Annotated in this window: 13 protein-coding genes; 5 read left to right on the top strand and 8 right to left on the bottom strand. The window is 68.3% G+C overall.

The features are described from left to right. Positions 1-29: 29 nt before the first annotated feature. Positions 30-704, top strand: coding sequence for a Crp/Fnr family transcriptional regulator (locus tag ACZ3H8_RS20305; protein WP_215097273.1), 675 nt, complete (start codon positions 30-32; stop codon positions 702-704). Between the two features lie 93 nt (positions 705-797). Here the strand turns inward: ACZ3H8_RS20305 and ACZ3H8_RS20300 are convergent, their stop codons facing one another. The 6 genes from ACZ3H8_RS20300 to ACZ3H8_RS20275 form a co-directional block, all read right to left on the bottom strand. Next, positions 798-1,682, bottom strand: coding sequence for a prohibitin family protein (locus ACZ3H8_RS20300; RefSeq protein ID WP_467403690.1), 885 nt, complete (start codon positions 1,680-1,682; stop codon positions 798-800). Positions 1,683-1,769: 87 nt separating this feature from the next. Next, the gene (locus ACZ3H8_RS20295) at positions 1,770-2,600 is read right to left on the bottom strand and encodes an MBL fold metallo-hydrolase (protein ID WP_307661981.1); all 831 of its coding nucleotides are present in this window, start codon (positions 2,598-2,600) and stop codon (positions 1,770-1,772) included. 40 nt (positions 2,601-2,640) lie between these two features. Continuing rightward, positions 2,641-3,522 (bottom strand): NUDIX hydrolase, encoded by an 882-nt coding sequence (locus ACZ3H8_RS20290; protein ID WP_467403687.1) that lies wholly within the window; start codon positions 3,520-3,522, stop codon positions 2,641-2,643. Between the two features lie 70 nt (positions 3,523-3,592). Continuing rightward, positions 3,593-6,511: a PQQ-dependent sugar dehydrogenase gene (locus ACZ3H8_RS20285; protein WP_467403685.1), complete on the bottom strand. Its 2,919-nt coding sequence runs from the start codon at positions 6,509-6,511 to the stop codon at positions 3,593-3,595. 352 nt (positions 6,512-6,863) lie between these two features. Continuing rightward, a complete protein-coding gene (locus tag ACZ3H8_RS20280) occupies positions 6,864-7,334 on the bottom strand; it encodes a RidA family protein (protein WP_467403683.1) in 471 nt (156 codons plus the stop codon). Positions 7,335-7,425: 91 nt separating this feature from the next. Then, the gene (locus ACZ3H8_RS20275) at positions 7,426-7,587 is read right to left on the bottom strand and encodes a DUF4177 domain-containing protein (protein ID WP_307661985.1); all 162 of its coding nucleotides are present in this window, start codon (positions 7,585-7,587) and stop codon (positions 7,426-7,428) included. A gap of 96 nt (positions 7,588-7,683) precedes the next feature. Here ACZ3H8_RS20275 and bagA point away from each other — a divergent pair, with 96 nt between their 5' ends. Both bagA and bagB read left to right on the top strand, forming a co-directional pair. After that, positions 7,684-8,646, top strand: a complete 963-nt coding sequence (gene bagA, locus ACZ3H8_RS20270) for an ATPase BagA (protein ID WP_467403680.1) — start codon at positions 7,684-7,686, stop codon at positions 8,644-8,646. Beyond that, on the top strand, positions 8,643-9,944 hold the full coding sequence (gene bagB / locus ACZ3H8_RS20265; protein WP_467403678.1) for an ATPase BagB: 1,302 nt from the start codon (positions 8,643-8,645) through the stop codon (positions 9,942-9,944). The genes bagA and bagB overlap by 4 nt, the downstream gene beginning before the upstream one ends. A gap of 14 nt (positions 9,945-9,958) precedes the next feature. Here the strand turns inward: bagB and ACZ3H8_RS20260 are convergent, their stop codons facing one another. Next, positions 9,959-10,303, bottom strand: a complete 345-nt coding sequence (locus tag ACZ3H8_RS20260; protein ID WP_177149633.1) for a WhiB family transcriptional regulator — start codon at positions 10,301-10,303, stop codon at positions 9,959-9,961. 395 nt (positions 10,304-10,698) lie between these two features. Between ACZ3H8_RS20260 and ACZ3H8_RS20255 the strand changes: the two genes are divergently transcribed. Continuing rightward, on the top strand, positions 10,699-12,933 hold the full coding sequence (locus ACZ3H8_RS20255) for a transglycosylase domain-containing protein (protein ID WP_467403674.1): 2,235 nt from the start codon (positions 10,699-10,701) through the stop codon (positions 12,931-12,933). A gap of 84 nt (positions 12,934-13,017) precedes the next feature. Here the strand turns inward: ACZ3H8_RS20255 and ACZ3H8_RS20250 are convergent, their stop codons facing one another. Next, positions 13,018-13,482, bottom strand: coding sequence for a GatB/YqeY domain-containing protein (locus ACZ3H8_RS20250; RefSeq protein ID WP_356227441.1), 465 nt, complete (start codon positions 13,480-13,482; stop codon positions 13,018-13,020). 22 nt (positions 13,483-13,504) lie between these two features. Between ACZ3H8_RS20250 and ACZ3H8_RS20245 the strand changes: the two genes are divergently transcribed. Then, positions 13,505-15,007: a recombinase family protein gene (locus tag ACZ3H8_RS20245; protein WP_467403672.1), complete on the top strand. Its 1,503-nt coding sequence runs from the start codon at positions 13,505-13,507 to the stop codon at positions 15,005-15,007. Positions 15,008-15,037: the final 30 nt, after the last annotated feature.

The following is a 15,037-nucleotide window of genomic DNA, read 5'->3' as shown; positions in this document are numbered from 1 at the left end:
CCCTGAGCAGGTCGACAAGGAGAGAACTCGTGGACGACGTTCTGCGGCGCGCCCCGCTCTTCGCGGCGCTCGATGACGAGCAGGCCGCGGAGCTCCGCGCCTCGATGAGTGAAGTGACGCTCGCCCGCGGCGATGCTCTCTTCCACGAGGGCGACCCCGGCGACCGCCTGTACGTGGTCACGGATGGCAAGGTCAAGCTCCACCGCACGTCCCCCGACGGCCGCGAGAACATGCTCGCCGTCCTCGGCCCGGGCGAGCTGATCGGTGAGCTGTCGCTCTTCGACCCGGGGCCGCGCACCGCCACCGCCAGCGCGCTGACCGAGGTCAAGCTCCTCGGCCTGGGCCACGGTGACCTCCAGCCCTGGCTGAACGCACGCCCCGAGGTGGCCACCGCGCTGCTGCGCGCGGTCGCCCGCCGGCTGCGCAAGACCAATGACCAGATGTCCGACCTGGTCTTCTCCGACGTGCCGGGCCGCGTGGCCCGCGCGCTCCTCGACCTGTCGCGCCGCTTCGGCGTGCAGTCGGAGGAGGGCATTCACGTCGTCCACGACCTCACTCAGGAGGAGCTGGCCCAGCTGGTCGGCGCCTCCCGCGAGACGGTGAACAAGGCGCTGGCCGACTTCGCGCAGCGCGGCTGGCTGCGACTGGAGGCGCGGGCCGTGATCCTGCTGGACGTGGAGCGCCTCGCCAAGCGTTCACGCTGAGCGTCTGACGTACGAACGCGAAAGGGCCGCCCCGGAGTCGACCGGGGCGGCCCTTTCGCTTCCGTACGGGCGTTACGTCAGTTCTTGGTGCCGTCAGTTCTTCGTGCCGTCGACGATCAGCGGGTTTCCGCTGCCGCCGCCGCACGGCACCGCGTACACCGGGTGCTTCGCCGCGGCCTCCTTGAAGGCGTCGATGCACTGGTTGGTGAGCACCCTGTCGGTGAGCGACTCGTTCAGGATCTTGTTGGCCCTGGCGATGCCCTCGGCCTCGATCCTGCGGCGCTCGGCCTCCGCCTTGGCGGTGCGCGCCGCCTCCGTCGCCCGCTCCGTCGCCTGCTGCTGCTGGATCTTGCGGTCGATCTGGTCCTGCAGCCGGTCGGACGGCTTCACATTGCGCAGGTTGACGGTGGTGACGTCGATGCCGCGCGGGGCGAGCCGCTCCTTGATCAGGTCGCCGATCTCGGTGTTGATCTTCTCGCGGGCCGAGGTGTAGCCCTCTTCACTGGTGTGGCGGGCGAAGACGTTACGGATGATCTCGCGGCTGTCCGGGAAGACCAGCCGCTGCTGGATGGCGTCCTCGCTGCCGGCGAGCCTGTAGAGCTCGACGGCCTTGGCCGGGGTGACCGCCCACTTCACGGTGAGCTCCACGTACATCACGCCGCCCTGCGAGGACCGCACCTCGACCACGTCCTTGTCGGAGAGGTTGAGGTCCACCGGGCGGGTGGAGAACGTGGTGACGTTCGTGAACGGCGAGGTGAGGTTCACCCCGGGGTTCATGGGGGCGCCGACCTTGCCGAAGGTGACCGGGACGCCGACCTCGTAGGCGCTGACGATGTGCACACAGCTGAAGATCCCGGAGAACAGGCCGGCGATCAGCGCGCCGAGGGCGCCGAGCTTCAGGCCGCGGCGCTCGCTGCCGCGGGCGGCGAAAAACATCACGGCTGCGGCTATGACGAGCACGATGAACAGGACAAACACGTGGTTCCCCCCAGGAACGGATGCCAGAAGTAAGCGGAGCGTAAAGCATGGGTCAAGGCATCCGACGCCTGGGGCCCGGCGGCGGTTTCAGATCAGGCCGTGCTCGCGCAGATACTCCAGCTGCGCCCGCACCGACAGCTCGGCCGCCGGCCACAGCGACCTGTCCACGTCCGCGTACACATGGGCGACCACGTCCGCCGGCGTGACATGACCGGCCTCGACCGCCGTCTCCACCTGGGCGAGCCGGTTCGCCCGGTGCGCCAGATAGAACTCGACCGCGCCCTGTGCGTCGTCGAGTACGGGCCCGTGGCCCGGCAGCACCGTGCGCACCCCGTCGTCGACCGTCAGCGAGCGCAGCCTGCGCAGCGAGTCGAGGTAGTCGCCGAGCCGCCCGTCCGGGTGCGCGACCATCGTCGTACCCCGCCCCAGGATGGTGTCGCCGGTCAGCACGGCCCGGTCGGCGGGGAGATGGAAGCAGAGCGAGTCGGCGGTGTGGCCGGGGGTGGGGACCACGCGCATCTCCAGCCCGCCGACACGGATCACATCGCCCGCCGCGAGCCCCTCGTCGCCGAGCCGCAGCGCCGGATCGAGGGCGCGGACGTGCGTACGCGTCAGCTCGGCGAAGCGCGCGGCGCCCTCGGCGTGGTCGGGGTGGCCGTGGGTGAGGAGGGTCAGGGCGACCCGCTTGCCCGCCTTCTCGGCGGTGGCGATGACGGCCTGGAGGTGTATGTCGTCGAGGGGCCCGGGGTCGATGACGACGGCGAGTTCGGAGTCCGGCTCGGAGACGATCCAGGTGTTGGTGCCGTCGAGAGTCATCACGGAGGCGTTGGGCGCGAGGACATTGACGGCGCGTGCGGTGGCGGGCCCGGAGAGCACGCCACCACGGGGCTGTCCGGGCAGGGCAGCGGCGTCGGTCATCGCACACCTCCGGTGTGGCGGCGGGACGCGGCGGCTTCCGTCATCGCTCGCCCTCCGCCGTGATGCCGCCCGTCGGCACGTGCTTGGTGAATTCATCGTGGCCCGGCCAGCTCAGCACCAGCTCCCCGCCCTCCAGCCGCGCCTTCGCCAGTACGGGAGTGAGATCCTGCTCCCCCGCCGCCGCCAGCGCCTGGGCCGCCGTTCCGTAGGGCTGAAGCCCCCGCAGCGTCGAGACCGTCGGCGGCATCATCAGCAGATCGCCCTTGTCGTAGCCGGCCGTCGCGTCCGCCGGGCGGATCCAGACCGTGCGGTCCGCCTCCGTCGAGGCGTTCCGCGTCCGCTGTCCCTCCGGCAGCGCGGCCACGAAGAACCACGTGTCGTAGCGGCGCGGCTCGAACTCCGGGGTGATCCAGCGCGCCCACGCGCCCAGCAGGTCCGAGCGCAGCACCAGGCCCCGCCGGTCCAGGAAGTCCGCGAAGGAGAGGTCCCGGTCGACCAGCGCCTTGCGGTCGGCCTCCCAGTCGTCGCCCGTCGTGTCGCCGACGACCGTGTCGGGCGTGAGGCCCGCGAGCAGGACGCCCGCTTCCTCGTACGTCTCCCTGACCGCCGCGCACACAATGGCCTGGGCCTCGGCCCGACCGGTTCCCAGCCGGGCCGCCCAGTCGTCCAGCGAGGGGCCCGCCCACCGCACCAGATGGTCGTCGTCGCGCGGGTCGACGCCGCCGCCCGGATATACGTACGCGCCCGAGGCGAAAGCCATGGAGGCGCGTCGGCGCAGCATGTGGACGGCAGGGCCGTCCGGCGTGTCGCGCAGCAGCATCACGGTCGCGGCCCGCTTCGGCGGCACGGCGGTGAGCTCACCGCTCGCGAGCGCACGAATCCGGTCCGGCCACTCCGGTGGGTACCACTGACCATTGGACATGGACGGATGCTATGCGCATCCGTCGGGATGTTCGAGGGGCGGCCAGGCAGGCCGCCCCTCGAGCCATCCGTCACGTACCGGCGTTGGAGTTGCCGCGCAGTTTCACATTCGCGGTGCTCGCGTTCTTGATCGCCGTCTCGATCTGAGCCATGGACGAGCCCGAGGTGAGCCCCGGCACGGTCACCGCGTTCACCGCGTACAGCGTGAAGGTGTACGGGTGCGTGGAGCCGCCCGGGCAGGGTCCGAAGAACTTCTGCGAGTTGGCCCCGCTGCCCATGGCCTTCTGTTTCGCGCCGTCCTGGCCCGGGACGTTGAAGCCCGACCCGAGACCCTCCGGCAGGGAGAGGTTCGCCGCCGGGATGTCCCAGATCGCCCAGTGCAGCTTGTTGCCGCCGCTCGCGACGTCGGCGAAGACGACCGCGTAGCTCCTCGCCCCGGCACTTCCCGCGCCCCAGGCCAGCGGCGGCGACGGATCCTGGCCCGCCGTGCCGTCGCCGGCACAGGTGTACCTGGCCGGGATGGTGGCGTTGTCGCTGAAGGCACTGCTGGTCAGCTTGAAGTCGCCGGGCTGCGGATTGCCGCCCGAGTAGACGATGTCGATCAAGAGGATCCGGTCGTTTCCGTTCGTGCCGTCCTTGTCGGTCGACGTGGTGAGCCAGATGTCGCCGTCGTGGTCGACCTCGACCGTGCGCAGCCGGTCGTACGTCCCCTGGAAGTACGTCTTCTGCTCGACCAGGTTGCTGCTGGAGTCGATGCGCAGCCGGTAGACGCGCTCGCCCCTCGTCGTTGCGACGAAGACATGGTCGTTGATGATCGTCAGGCCGCTGGGTGAGGCCGAGGCGGTCGGCCAGGTCTTCTTCGGCGCGATGTAGCCGGAGCAGTCACCGGCAGTGCCCTCGCAGTTGGGCCAGCCGTAGTTGCCGCCCTTCTGGATGAGGTTGACCTCGTCCATGTTGCTGTTGCCGAACTCCGCCTGCCACAGCCGGCCCTTGGAGTCGAAGTCGAGCCCCTGCGGGTTGCGGTGACCGAGCGACCAGACAGCGTTGCCGAACGGGTTGTCCGACGGGATGGAGCCGTCCTGGTTGATACGGAGGATCTTGCCGTTGAGGGAGTTCTTGTCCTGCGCCCGGCTGCTGCTCTGGGCGTCACCCATGGATGCGTACAGCTTGCCGTCGGGGCCGAAGCGCAGCCGCCCGCCGTTGTGGAAGCGGCTCTTCTCCATGCCGTCGAGCAGGACCGTGTAGCCGCTCAGGGCGTTGTTCTCGAGCTTCATCCGCGCGAGGCGGTTGCCGTCCGAGGAGGTGTGCAGGAAGTACAGATAGTGGTCGGTGTTGAAGTTCGGGCTGATCTCGATGCCCATCAGGCCGCCCTCGCCGCCCGTGGTCTGGGAGTTGGGCACCTTGCCGAGGAGGGTCTTCTGGCCCGCCTTGGTGAGCTTGTAGACGTTGAAGGTGTTCCGCTCGGTGTAGACGCCGGTGCCGTCGGGCAGGAAACCCAGTCCCCAGCCGACATCCACGCCGCCGGCGAGGGTCGAGACATTGCCGGGGTCCGGGACACCGCCCGGCTGGCTGCCGCCGGTGGTGACGGTGATCTCCGGGCTGAAGTCGGACTTGTTGCCCTTCAGGTCGAAGGCCCTGACCTTGAACTTGTACGCGGTGTTGGCCTTCAGGCCCGCGATGGTCGTCGAGGTCGAGTCGGCGGTTCCGGCGGCCGCGCCGTCGCGGTGGATCTCGTAACCGGTGACCTTCACATTGTCCGTGGAGGCGTTCCAGGCGAGGTCGACGCTGGTCGCGGTCTTGCCGGTGGAGCGCAGGTTGCCCGGTACGCTCGGCGGCTCGTTGTCCGGCGGGGCGGGCAGCGTGGCGATGGTGACGGCGTTGCTCGCGGCCGAGACATTGGCTGCCGCGTCGCGGGCGAAGACGGTCCAGTCGTACGAGGTCTCCGGGCTGAGGTTCTCCACCGTGGCGGCGAGCGTGTTCCCGTCGACCTGCTTCATCAGCTGGCCGTGCTGGTAGATGTCGTAACCGGTGACCTTGACGTTGTCGGTGGACGCGTCCCAGGCCAGCGAAACGGTGGACGCCGTCGGCTCCTTGTCCTTGCGCAGGTTCCCGGGCGGCGTCGGCTTCTCGGTGTCGGCCGGGCCGCTCGCGGTGACCGTGAGTTTGTCCAGGTTCGGGCCGTCGCCCGCTGCCGTGGTGGCGCGGATCTTGTTGGCGCCCGCCTTGAGGGTCGCGTTGGCGGTGGCCGTCTTCCAGGTGGTCCAGGCGCCGGTGCCGGGGAAGGCGAGGTCGTCGGCGACCGAGGTGCCGTTCACGGTGATGTCCAGCGGACGGTTGGCGGTGGTGCCGTTGGCGTAGCGGAAGTCCAGCTTGGCGGGCGCAGCCTGCGTGGAGTCGACGGTGAACTCCACATACGCGCCCGTCACGGCCTGGAAGTTGACGAAGCCGGTGCCGGAGTGGCCGGCGTGGTTGGACTCGACGGTGCCCTGGGAGATCGTCCCGGACTCGGCCTCGTAGTCCGTGCCTGCCTGGCCGTCGGCGGGTGTGACGTCGATGAAGTCGAGGTTGGGGCCGCCCTCGGCGGCGGTTGCGGTGGCCCGGATGGTGTTGGCGCCGGCCTTGAGCGTGACCGTGGTGGTGACGGAGGACCAGGTGGTCCAGGCGCCGGTGGGCTGGAAGGCCACGTTGCCGGCGGCGACGGCTCCGTTGACGGAGATGTCCAGCGGGCGGTTCCCGGTGGTGCCGTTGGCGAAGCCGAGTGCCAGGGTGGCGCTGCCCGCCGCCGGGGCGTTGACGGTGAACTCCACATAGCCACCGGCGACATTGGTGTAGTTGACGAAACCGGTGCCGGAGAAGCCGGTGTGGTTGGACTCGGCGGCGCCCTGCGAGATGGTCGCCGCTTCGGCTTCGTAGCGGACGGGTGCGGCCTTGACGGCCCCTGCCTTTGCGGGGTCGGCGGGCTGGGCGTTGCTCGGGGTCGGTAAGGCCACGGTTAACGCTGCGGTGGCCGCAGCCGCGAGAACGCCGATCGCTCTGCGCGACCGACGGGGGATTGGTGCCACGGATCCCTCCCGCTTTCGTTGGGGGACGAGGGAGATGGAGACGTACGGCGTTCAGATGGTTAGGAAACATTCCTAACCATGGACAGATCACACCAGCCGACGCGTCCACGTCAAGAGCGATGCAGGGGATTGCCACAGACGAACAAGGCCCCGTGCCCGCCGGAGAATCGGCAGGCACGGGGCCATATGCAGGCTGACCGGCGGTTCAGTCCGGGTTCAGCCCTGGGGATTCAGTCCCGAGGCTCAGCCCTGGGGTTCAGTCCAGGTTCAGTCCCGAGGTTCAGTCCTGGACGAGCTCCACCTGGATCTCGATCTCGATCGGAGAGTCCAGCGGCAGCACCGCGACGCCCACCGCACTGCGCGCGTGCACACCCTTGTCGCCGAACACCGCGCCCAGCAGCTCGCTCGCGCCGTTGATCACGGCGGGCTGGCCGGTGAAGTCCGCGGCCGAGGCGACAAAGCCGACGACCTTCACAACCCGCGCGACCCGGTCCAGATCGCCGACGACCGACTTCACGGCGGCCAGCGCGTTCAGCGCACAGGTGCGGGCGAGCTCCTTGGCCTCCTCCGGGGTGACCTCACCGCCCACCTTGCCGGTGACCGGAAGCTTGCCCTCCACCATCGGGAGCTGGCCCGCGGTGTAGACGTACGCACCCGAGATCACAGCCGGCTGGTACGCGGCCAGCGGCGGCACGACCTGCGGCAGCGTCAGCCCGAGTTCGGCGAGCTTCGCGTCGACAACACCGCTCATGCCCCTACCCTTTCGATCGCTTCTCCGCCCACGCGGCGCAGAGGTGCCGGCATCGTGTTCGACTGCAGCCCGGCAGCCGCGCGTGCATCGCTCACGGAGTCTTCTCCCGCTTCAAGTACGCCACGAGCTGCTCGGGATTGTTCGGCCCGGGAACGACCTGGACGAGCTCCCAGCCGTCCTCGCCCCAGGTGTCCAGAATCTGCTTGGTCGCGTGCACGAGAAGGGGCACGGTCGCGTATTCCCACTTGGTCATGGAGCCGACTGTAGCCGTCCCGAGGGGCAGCCTCGTGACGCAGTCCGCAGGTAGCCTCGTGCGTAGGCGGCGGCCCGACTGGTTAGGCTCGAATACGTGAGCAGGTTCCAGGTCGTCAGCGGCAAGGGCGGTACCGGTAAAACGACGGTCGCCGCCGCCCTCGCGCTCGCCCTCGCGACCGAGGGAAAGCGGACTCTCCTCGTCGAGGTCGAGGGGAGGCAGGGCATCGCGCAGCTCTTCGAGACGGAAGCGCTTCCGTACGAGGAGCGGAAAATCGCCGTCTCGTCGGGCGGCGGCGAGGTGTTCGCGCTGGCCATCGACGCCGAGCGCGCGCTCCTCGACTACCTCCAGATGTTCTACAAGCTGGGCAGCGCGGGCCGTGCGCTCAAGAAGCTCGGCGCGATCGACTTCGCGACGACCGTCGCACCCGGAGTCCGGGACGTACTGCTGACCGGCAAGGCCTGCGAAGCCGTACGCCGCAAGACCAGGCAGGGGACATTCGCGTACGACTACGTGGTGATGGACGCCCCGCCCACCGGCCGCATCACCCGCTTCCTGAACGTGAACGACGAGGTGGCGGGCCTGGCCAAGTTCGGCCCGATACACAATCAGGCCCAGGCCGTGATGCGTGTCCTCAAGTCCCCCGAGACGGCCGTCCATATGGTGACGCTGCTCGAGGAGATGCCGGTCCAGGAGACCGCGGACGGCGTCGCAGAGCTGCGCGCCGCCGACCTCCCCGTCGGCAAGGTGATCGTGAACATGGTGCGTCCGCACATCCTCGACGAGGGGGCGGTGCGCAGCGCGTCGAGCGACCGGCGCACGGACATCGCCAAGGCGCTCACCACGGCCGGCGTCAGCGGCTCGGCGAAGCTCGTCACACCGCTCCTGGAGCAGGCCGCCGACCACGCCCAGCGTGTCGAGCTGGAGCGCGAGCAGCGCGCGGCGCTGTCCGTCCTCGGCCTGCCCGCGTACGAACTCCCCCTGCTGAGCGAGGGAGTCGACCTGGCCGGGCTCTACCAACTGGCGAAGGAACTGCGAAAGCAAGGGACCGGCTCATGACCCTGGACGCGTCGGCCGCTCTCGAGGTCGACCCGCTGATCGACGACCCCGCCACCCGCATCATCGTGTGCTGCGGCGCGGGCGGCGTCGGCAAGACGACAACCGCCGCGGCTCTTGGCGTACGGGCGGCCGAGCGCGGCCGCAAGGTCGTCGTCCTCACCATCGACCCGGCCCGCAGGCTCGCGCAGTCCATGGGCATCGACTCCCTCGACAACACCCCGCGCCGGGTCAAGGGCATCGAGGGCGACGGCGAACTGCACGCCATGATGCTCGACATGAAGCGGACCTTCGACGAGATCGTCGAGGCGCACGCGGACGCCGCGCGGGCCCGCGCGATACTGGAGAACCCCTTCTACCAGTCCCTGTCGGCCGGTTTCGCGGGCACGCAGGAGTACATGGCGATGGAGAAGCTGGGCCAGCTTCGCGCCCGCGACGAGTGGGACCTGATCGTCGTCGACACCCCACCGTCGCGCTCCGCGCTGGACTTCCTGGACGCGCCCAAGCGCCTCGGGTCGTTCCTGGACGGGAAGTTCATCAAGCTGCTGATGGCCCCGGCGAAGATGGGCGGCCGGGCGGGGATGAAGTTCCTCAATGTCGGCATGTCGATGATGACCGGCACCCTCGGCAAACTGCTCGGCGGTCAACTTCTACGCGATGTGCAGACTTTCGTGGCCGCGATGGACACCATGTTCGGCGGCTTCCGCACCCGGGCCGACGCCACCTACCGGCTGCTGCAGGCACCCGGCACGGCGTTCCTGGTGGTCGCGGCGCCGGAGCGGGACGCGCTGCGGGAGGCGGCGTACTTCGTGGAGCGGCTGGCGGCGGAGGAGATGCCGCTGGCCGGTCTGGTCCTCAACAGGGTCCATGGCAGCGGCGCCGCCCGGCTGTCGGCCGAGCGGGCGCTTGCCGCCGCAGAAAATCTTGACGAGGGCCGCATTGTGGATCAGAGGTCCGGGAATGCTGGTGTGCATGACGCCACGGCCGCCTCTCCCGAATCCCCGCCCGTGGCTCATACCGATGCCGTGAATCACACCGCCTTGAATCACCCGGCCGCGGATCACACCGCCGTGGATCACACCACAGAACAGCTGACGGCGGGTCTGCTGCGCCTGCACGCCGAACGAATGCAGGTGCTCGCGCGTGAACAGCGAACGCGCGACCGCTTCACCGCGCTCCACCCCGAAGTGGCGGTGGCCCAAGTGCCCGCGCTGCCCGGCGATGTACATGACCTCGCCGGCCTGCGGGCCATCGGTGATCGGCTCGCGACCGGTGGTCATACCCCGGCCGGAGCTGCGTAGAACAACAGCAGGGGCTATCCCACCGCCGCGTACGTCTCGTATGTCTCGTCGTCGTCGAGGCCCACGGGCAGGATGCCCGCGCTGCGCTCGTACTCCGTACGCGCTGTTTCGAGCAGTCTGCGCCAGGAGGTGACCGTGGGACGCCTGCGCAGCAGTGCGCGCCGCTCCCGCTCGGTCATACCCCCCCATACGCCGAACTCGACACGGTTGTCGAGTGCATCGGCAAGGCACTCGGTCCGCACCGGGCAACCGGTGCACACCGCCTTGGCCCTGTTCTGCGCTGCCCCTTGTACGAACAGTTCATCCGGATCGGTAGTGCGGCAGGCTGCCTGCGCACTCCAGTCGGTTACCCAGCCCATGCCGGCGCCGTCCTCTCCCGAATCGAGGCTCCCCCACGGCGGCAGCGGCATATTCACCGCTGCCAGTTGAGGACGTTACGGAAGGTGGGCACAGCGCAACACCCCCTTCGGGCCCAATCTTGAATGGCCCGAACGGACTATGGGTACGCGGCAGATCACCCAGGGGAGTGAGCTGGGGGCATACACGACTATCCCGACAAAGCGGGACAGTTCAGTTGGGTCACAACGGACGTCGAACGACGCATGAGGCGGATTCGGACAGGGGTCCGCCAGGTTCGGGTACGGCGGAAGTTGTGGGGAGGCCTTGATGCGAAACCGCACAGCTGTGACAGTTGAGAGCAGCTTAGGCCAAGGCCTATACGCGTGTCCGGCGAATGAGAACGTAGGCTGCCCCCATGCCAAAGAAGCGCTCGGGCGGAGGTCTGACCGGGACCCAGCAGGCCGCCAAGTTCCTCGGTGTCAGCGTGCTCTCCGGAGCGGTGCTGGCAGGCATCGCCCTGCCCGCCGCCGGTGCGCTGGGGCTCGCGGCCAAGGGAACGGTCCAGGGATTCGACGAGATCCCCGCCAACCTCAAGACGCCCCCGCTGAGCCAGCGCACCTCCATCCTGGACTCGAAGGGCGGGCAGATCGCCACGGTCTACTCCCGCGACCGCACGGTGGTGCCGCTCAAGGACGTCTCCCCGTACATGCAGAAGGCGATCGTCGCGATCGAGGACTCGCGCTTCTACGAGCACGGCGCGATCGACCTCAAGGGCGTCCTGCGCGCGCTGAACCGCAACGCCCAGTCGGGCGGCGTCTCCCAGGGCGCCTCCACCCTCACCCAGCAGTATGTGAAGAACGTCTTCGTCGAGGAGGCCGGCGACAACCCCGACAAGGTCGCCCAGGCCACCCAGCAGACGCTCGGCCGCAAGATCCAGGAACTGAAGTTCGCGATCCAGGTCGAGGAAGAGCTGGGCAAGAAGAAGATCCTCGAGAACTACCTCAACATCACCTTCTTCGGGCAGCAGGCGTACGGCATCGAGGCGGCGTCCCAGCGCTACTTCTCAAAGTCGGCCAAGGACCTGAAGCTGGAGGAGGCGGCGATGCTCGCGGGCATCGTCCAGTCCCCCAGCCGCTACGACCCGGTCAATGACACACAGGAGGCGACCAAGCGTCGCAACATCGTGTTGCAGCGCATGGCCCAAGTCCGCGACATCTCGCAGGAGGAAGCCGAGCGGGCGATGGCGACCCCGGTCGAGCTGAAGGTCAGCAAGCCGAAGAACGGCTGCATCACGGCCGCCAACGGCGCGGGCTTCTTCTGCGACTACGTACGCGAGGTGTTCCTCTCCGACCCGGTCTTCGGAAAGACCAAGGAGGCCCGGGCCAAGGTCTGGAACCAGGGCGGTCTGACGATCAAGACGACTCTGGACCCGCAGGCACAGCGGTCGGCGCAGAAATCGATCAAGAAACACGTCTACCAGACGGACAATGTCGCCACCGCGGTGACGATGGTCCAGCCCGGCACCGGCAAGATCATGGCGATGGGCCAGTCCCGGCCGTACGGCTTCGGCAAGACCGAGACCCAGATAAACTACTCGGTCAACCAGGGCATGGGCGGCTCGAACTACGGCTTCCCGGTCGGCTCGACCTTCAAGCCGTTCGTCGCCTCGGCGGCCATAGAGCAGGGCAAGCCGCCGACGCAGATGTATCCGGCGCCGTACCAGATGCCGTACCCGTCGTCGATCCCGACCTGCAGCGGAAAGCCCTGGGTCAACATCGACAACAAGCAGCGTCTGGAGAACGAGAACAAGGCCGAGGTGGGCCCGTACGCCCTCAAGGAGGCGATGGCGAAGTCGGTCAACACCTACTTCGTGCAGATGATCGCCGACATAGGTCTGTGCCCGGTCATGGAGATGACCCAGAAGCTCGGTGTGGTGCAGGGCAACGGCAAGAAGCTCCCCGAGGAGCCCTCCCCGCTCACTCTGGGCTCCACCGGCATCTCACCGCTGACCATGGCCAACGCGTACGCGACCTTCGCCAACCGCGGCACGTACTGCACCCCGACCGCCATCGAGTCCATCAGGACGGCCGACGGCAAGAGCCTCGAGGTGCCGAGTTCCACCTGCGGCAAGGCCATGAGCGAGCGGACGGCCGACACCATCAACACGCTGCTGCGCGGAGTGGTCGACTCCGGTACGGGTCAGCAGGCCGGTCTCCAGAGCCGTGACAACGCGGGCAAGACCGGTACGACGGACGGCCGGAGGAACGCCTGGTTCGTCGGCTACACCCCGAACCTGTCCGGAGCCGTGTGGGTCGGCAGCCCCAGCCAGCAGGTGGAGATGGAGAACATCACCATCGGCGGTCAGTACCACGCCAAGGTGTTCGGCGGTCAGGTCCCCGGACCGATCTGGAAGGACGCGATGACCGGTGCCCTGGACGGGCAGCCCGCTCCTGCGTTCAACAGCGTCGTGATCCCGGACCCGCCGAAGAAGGACGACAAGAAGAAGCCGGGTGACGGCAAGCCCGGTGACAACCGCGGCCAGGGCAACGGCGGGCAGCAGCCGTGGCCCGGGATCTCGATCCCGCCGGACCTGATCGGCGGCGGGAACAACCGCGGCCAGAGCAACGGCGGCGGCGGCAACTGGCCGTAGGGCGGTTCGCGCGCAGAGGATCACGATGAGGGGGACCCGGCCGGTGGCCGGGTCCCCCTCATCTCGTACATCCCGTAACCTCCGTCAGCCTGCGAGGAGCTGCTTCACCGCGGCGGCCACCCGGCCGCCCTCGGCGCGTCCCGCCACCTTCGGGTTCACGATCTTCATGACGGCGCCCATGGCGCGCGGGCCCTCGGCGCCCGCGGCCTTCGCCTCCTCGACGGCCTGCGCGACGATGGCGCCGAGCTCGTCGTCGGTCAGCTGCTGCGGCAGGTACGCATCGAGCAGCACGCCCTCAGCCTGCTCCCGCTCGGCCTGCTCGGGGCGGCCGCCCTGGGCGAAGGCCTCCGCGGCCTCGCGGCGCTTCTTCGCCTCCTTGGCGATCACCTTCTGCACCTCGTCGTCGGAGAGCTCGCGGGCCGTCTTGCCCGAGACCTCCTCCTTGGTGATCGCGGCGAGGGTCAGCCGGAGCGTGGAGGAGCGCAGTTCGTCGCGCGCCCTGATCGCCTCGGTGAGGTCTTCGTGCAGCTTGGACTTGAGCGTTGTCATGACTTCTTCATAGCCTTTTCTCATGGACCCGGTCAACGAGGATTCGCAGGTCAACAATGACTCGGAACGGCTCCGCAGGCTGGCCCGAATAGCCGGGTCGCAGCGGGACAAGCGCAGTCGTACCGACTGGACAGGGGAACCGGCGGCGATCTACTGCCGGATTTCGCACGTCAACGACGACGATCAAACCGGTGTCGACCGACAAGAGCGTATCTGCCGTGACATCGCGCAGCGTCTCGGTGTGACGGTCGATCAGCACATGGTCTTCGTGGACAACAACCGATCGGCGTGGCAGCGCAACCGGAAGCGGAAGGGGTGGGATGCCCTACTCGATGCCGCACGGTCCGGAGGCATCCGGCACATCCTCACCTACCACCCGGACCGGCTGATGAGGCAGCCGCGCGACCTTGAGGAACTTCTCCAGATCGCGGACGACAACAGCATCAACCTGCACGGTCAGGCAAACCAACGGGATCTTGCCGACCCAGACGACCGGTTCTTTCTGCGCATCGAGGTAGCGCACGCTTGCAGGTCCAGCGACGACACCTCCCGACGACTCAAAGACGCACTGATCGACCGCGCTCAGGACGGCAAGCCGCACACCGGAAAACGGCGGTACGGCTACGACAAGAGCGGCACGGCCATCATTCCCGCAGAAGCGGAGATCGTGCGCGAGATTTTCTCGCGGTACCTCGACGGGGAGACGACCACATGCATCGCTGTGGACCTCAACCAGCGAGGCGAGTCGACTGCCCTTGGCGGGGAGTGGAACACCTGGAACGTGCGGGCGATCCTGGACAGCCGCCACGTAGCCGGAATCCGCGTCTTCCGCGGTCAGGAGCTGGGCCACGGCGAGTGGTCGGCGATCATCCCTCGGGGCACATGGGACGAGGTACAGGAGCGCCGCAGCTACCGCACTGCAGCGAGCTGGGGCCAGTCGGCGCCCAAGCACCCGTACATTCTTCGCGGTCTGGTCGTCTGCAAGGGCTGCGGCAACCGGATGGGCGGAAGCGGCGGCAAGTACATGTGCAATCGCGCGGCCCGGTCCGACTCCCTGCGCTGCTACCGAACTGCCAGCGGCGCACCACTGGAGCAGTTCGTGACCGACGCCGCGATCAATCTACTGGAACGCCTTGACGTGACCGGCCAGGAAGAGGCCGCCGTACTTTCACGCGAGGATCAGGCAGCGATCGTCGCCGACCGGGAAGAGCTGGCCGAGCTCAAGGACATGTGGAACAGCCGCGAACTGAAGACCCAGGAATACCGCGCCATGAAGAAGACGGTCGAGGAGCGCATCGCGAAGATCGAGCGCAAGCTGGTCGTCCGCCCGGCAGTCGAGGTTCTTCGAGGGTTGGTCGGGCCGAACGCCGAGAAGGGGTGGGCGGAGCTGGTGAAGGCCAAGGAGTACGACCGCATGAACGCGGTGCTGCGCTTCCTGTTCAACGCGGTGATCATCGCCGAGCCGAGCACAAAGGGGCGGTACTTCGACTTCGGACGGGTGGAGATAGATCCGAACCCGCTCTGACGGTCGGTGAGGGGATGGACGATGGGCCCG

This window comes from Streptomyces sp. NPDC002868 (assembly GCF_055563295.1).
Note: the sequence above shows the minus strand (reverse complement) of the source record. Positions and strands in the feature narration are given on the sequence as shown.

Excerpts from the sequence above, each read along its gene's own strand:
- ACZ3H8_RS20290 (WP_467403687.1), bottom strand. The coding sequence starts at position 3,522 with ATGTCCAATGGTCAGTGGTACCCACCGGAGTGGCCGGACCGGATTCGT.
- ACZ3H8_RS20255 (WP_467403674.1), top strand. The coding sequence starts at position 10,699 with ATGCCAAAGAAGCGCTCGGGCGGAGGTCTGACCGGGACCCAGCAGGCC.
- ACZ3H8_RS20250 (WP_356227441.1), bottom strand. The coding sequence starts at position 13,482 with ATGACAACGCTCAAGTCCAAGCTGCACGAAGACCTCACCGAGGCGATC.
- ACZ3H8_RS20275 (WP_307661985.1), bottom strand. The coding sequence starts at position 7,587 with ATGACCAAGTGGGAATACGCGACCGTGCCCCTTCTCGTGCACGCGACC.
- ACZ3H8_RS20295 (WP_307661981.1), bottom strand. The coding sequence starts at position 2,600 with ATGACCGACGCCGCTGCCCTGCCCGGACAGCCCCGTGGTGGCGTGCTC.
- ACZ3H8_RS20280 (WP_467403683.1), bottom strand. The coding sequence starts at position 7,334 with ATGAGCGGTGTTGTCGACGCGAAGCTCGCCGAACTCGGGCTGACGCTG.
- ACZ3H8_RS20245 (WP_467403672.1), top strand. The coding sequence starts at position 13,505 with ATGGACCCGGTCAACGAGGATTCGCAGGTCAACAATGACTCGGAACGG.
- ACZ3H8_RS20260 (WP_177149633.1), bottom strand. The coding sequence starts at position 10,303 with ATGGGCTGGGTAACCGACTGGAGTGCGCAGGCAGCCTGCCGCACTACC.
- bagB (WP_467403678.1), top strand. The coding sequence starts at position 8,643 with ATGACCCTGGACGCGTCGGCCGCTCTCGAGGTCGACCCGCTGATCGAC.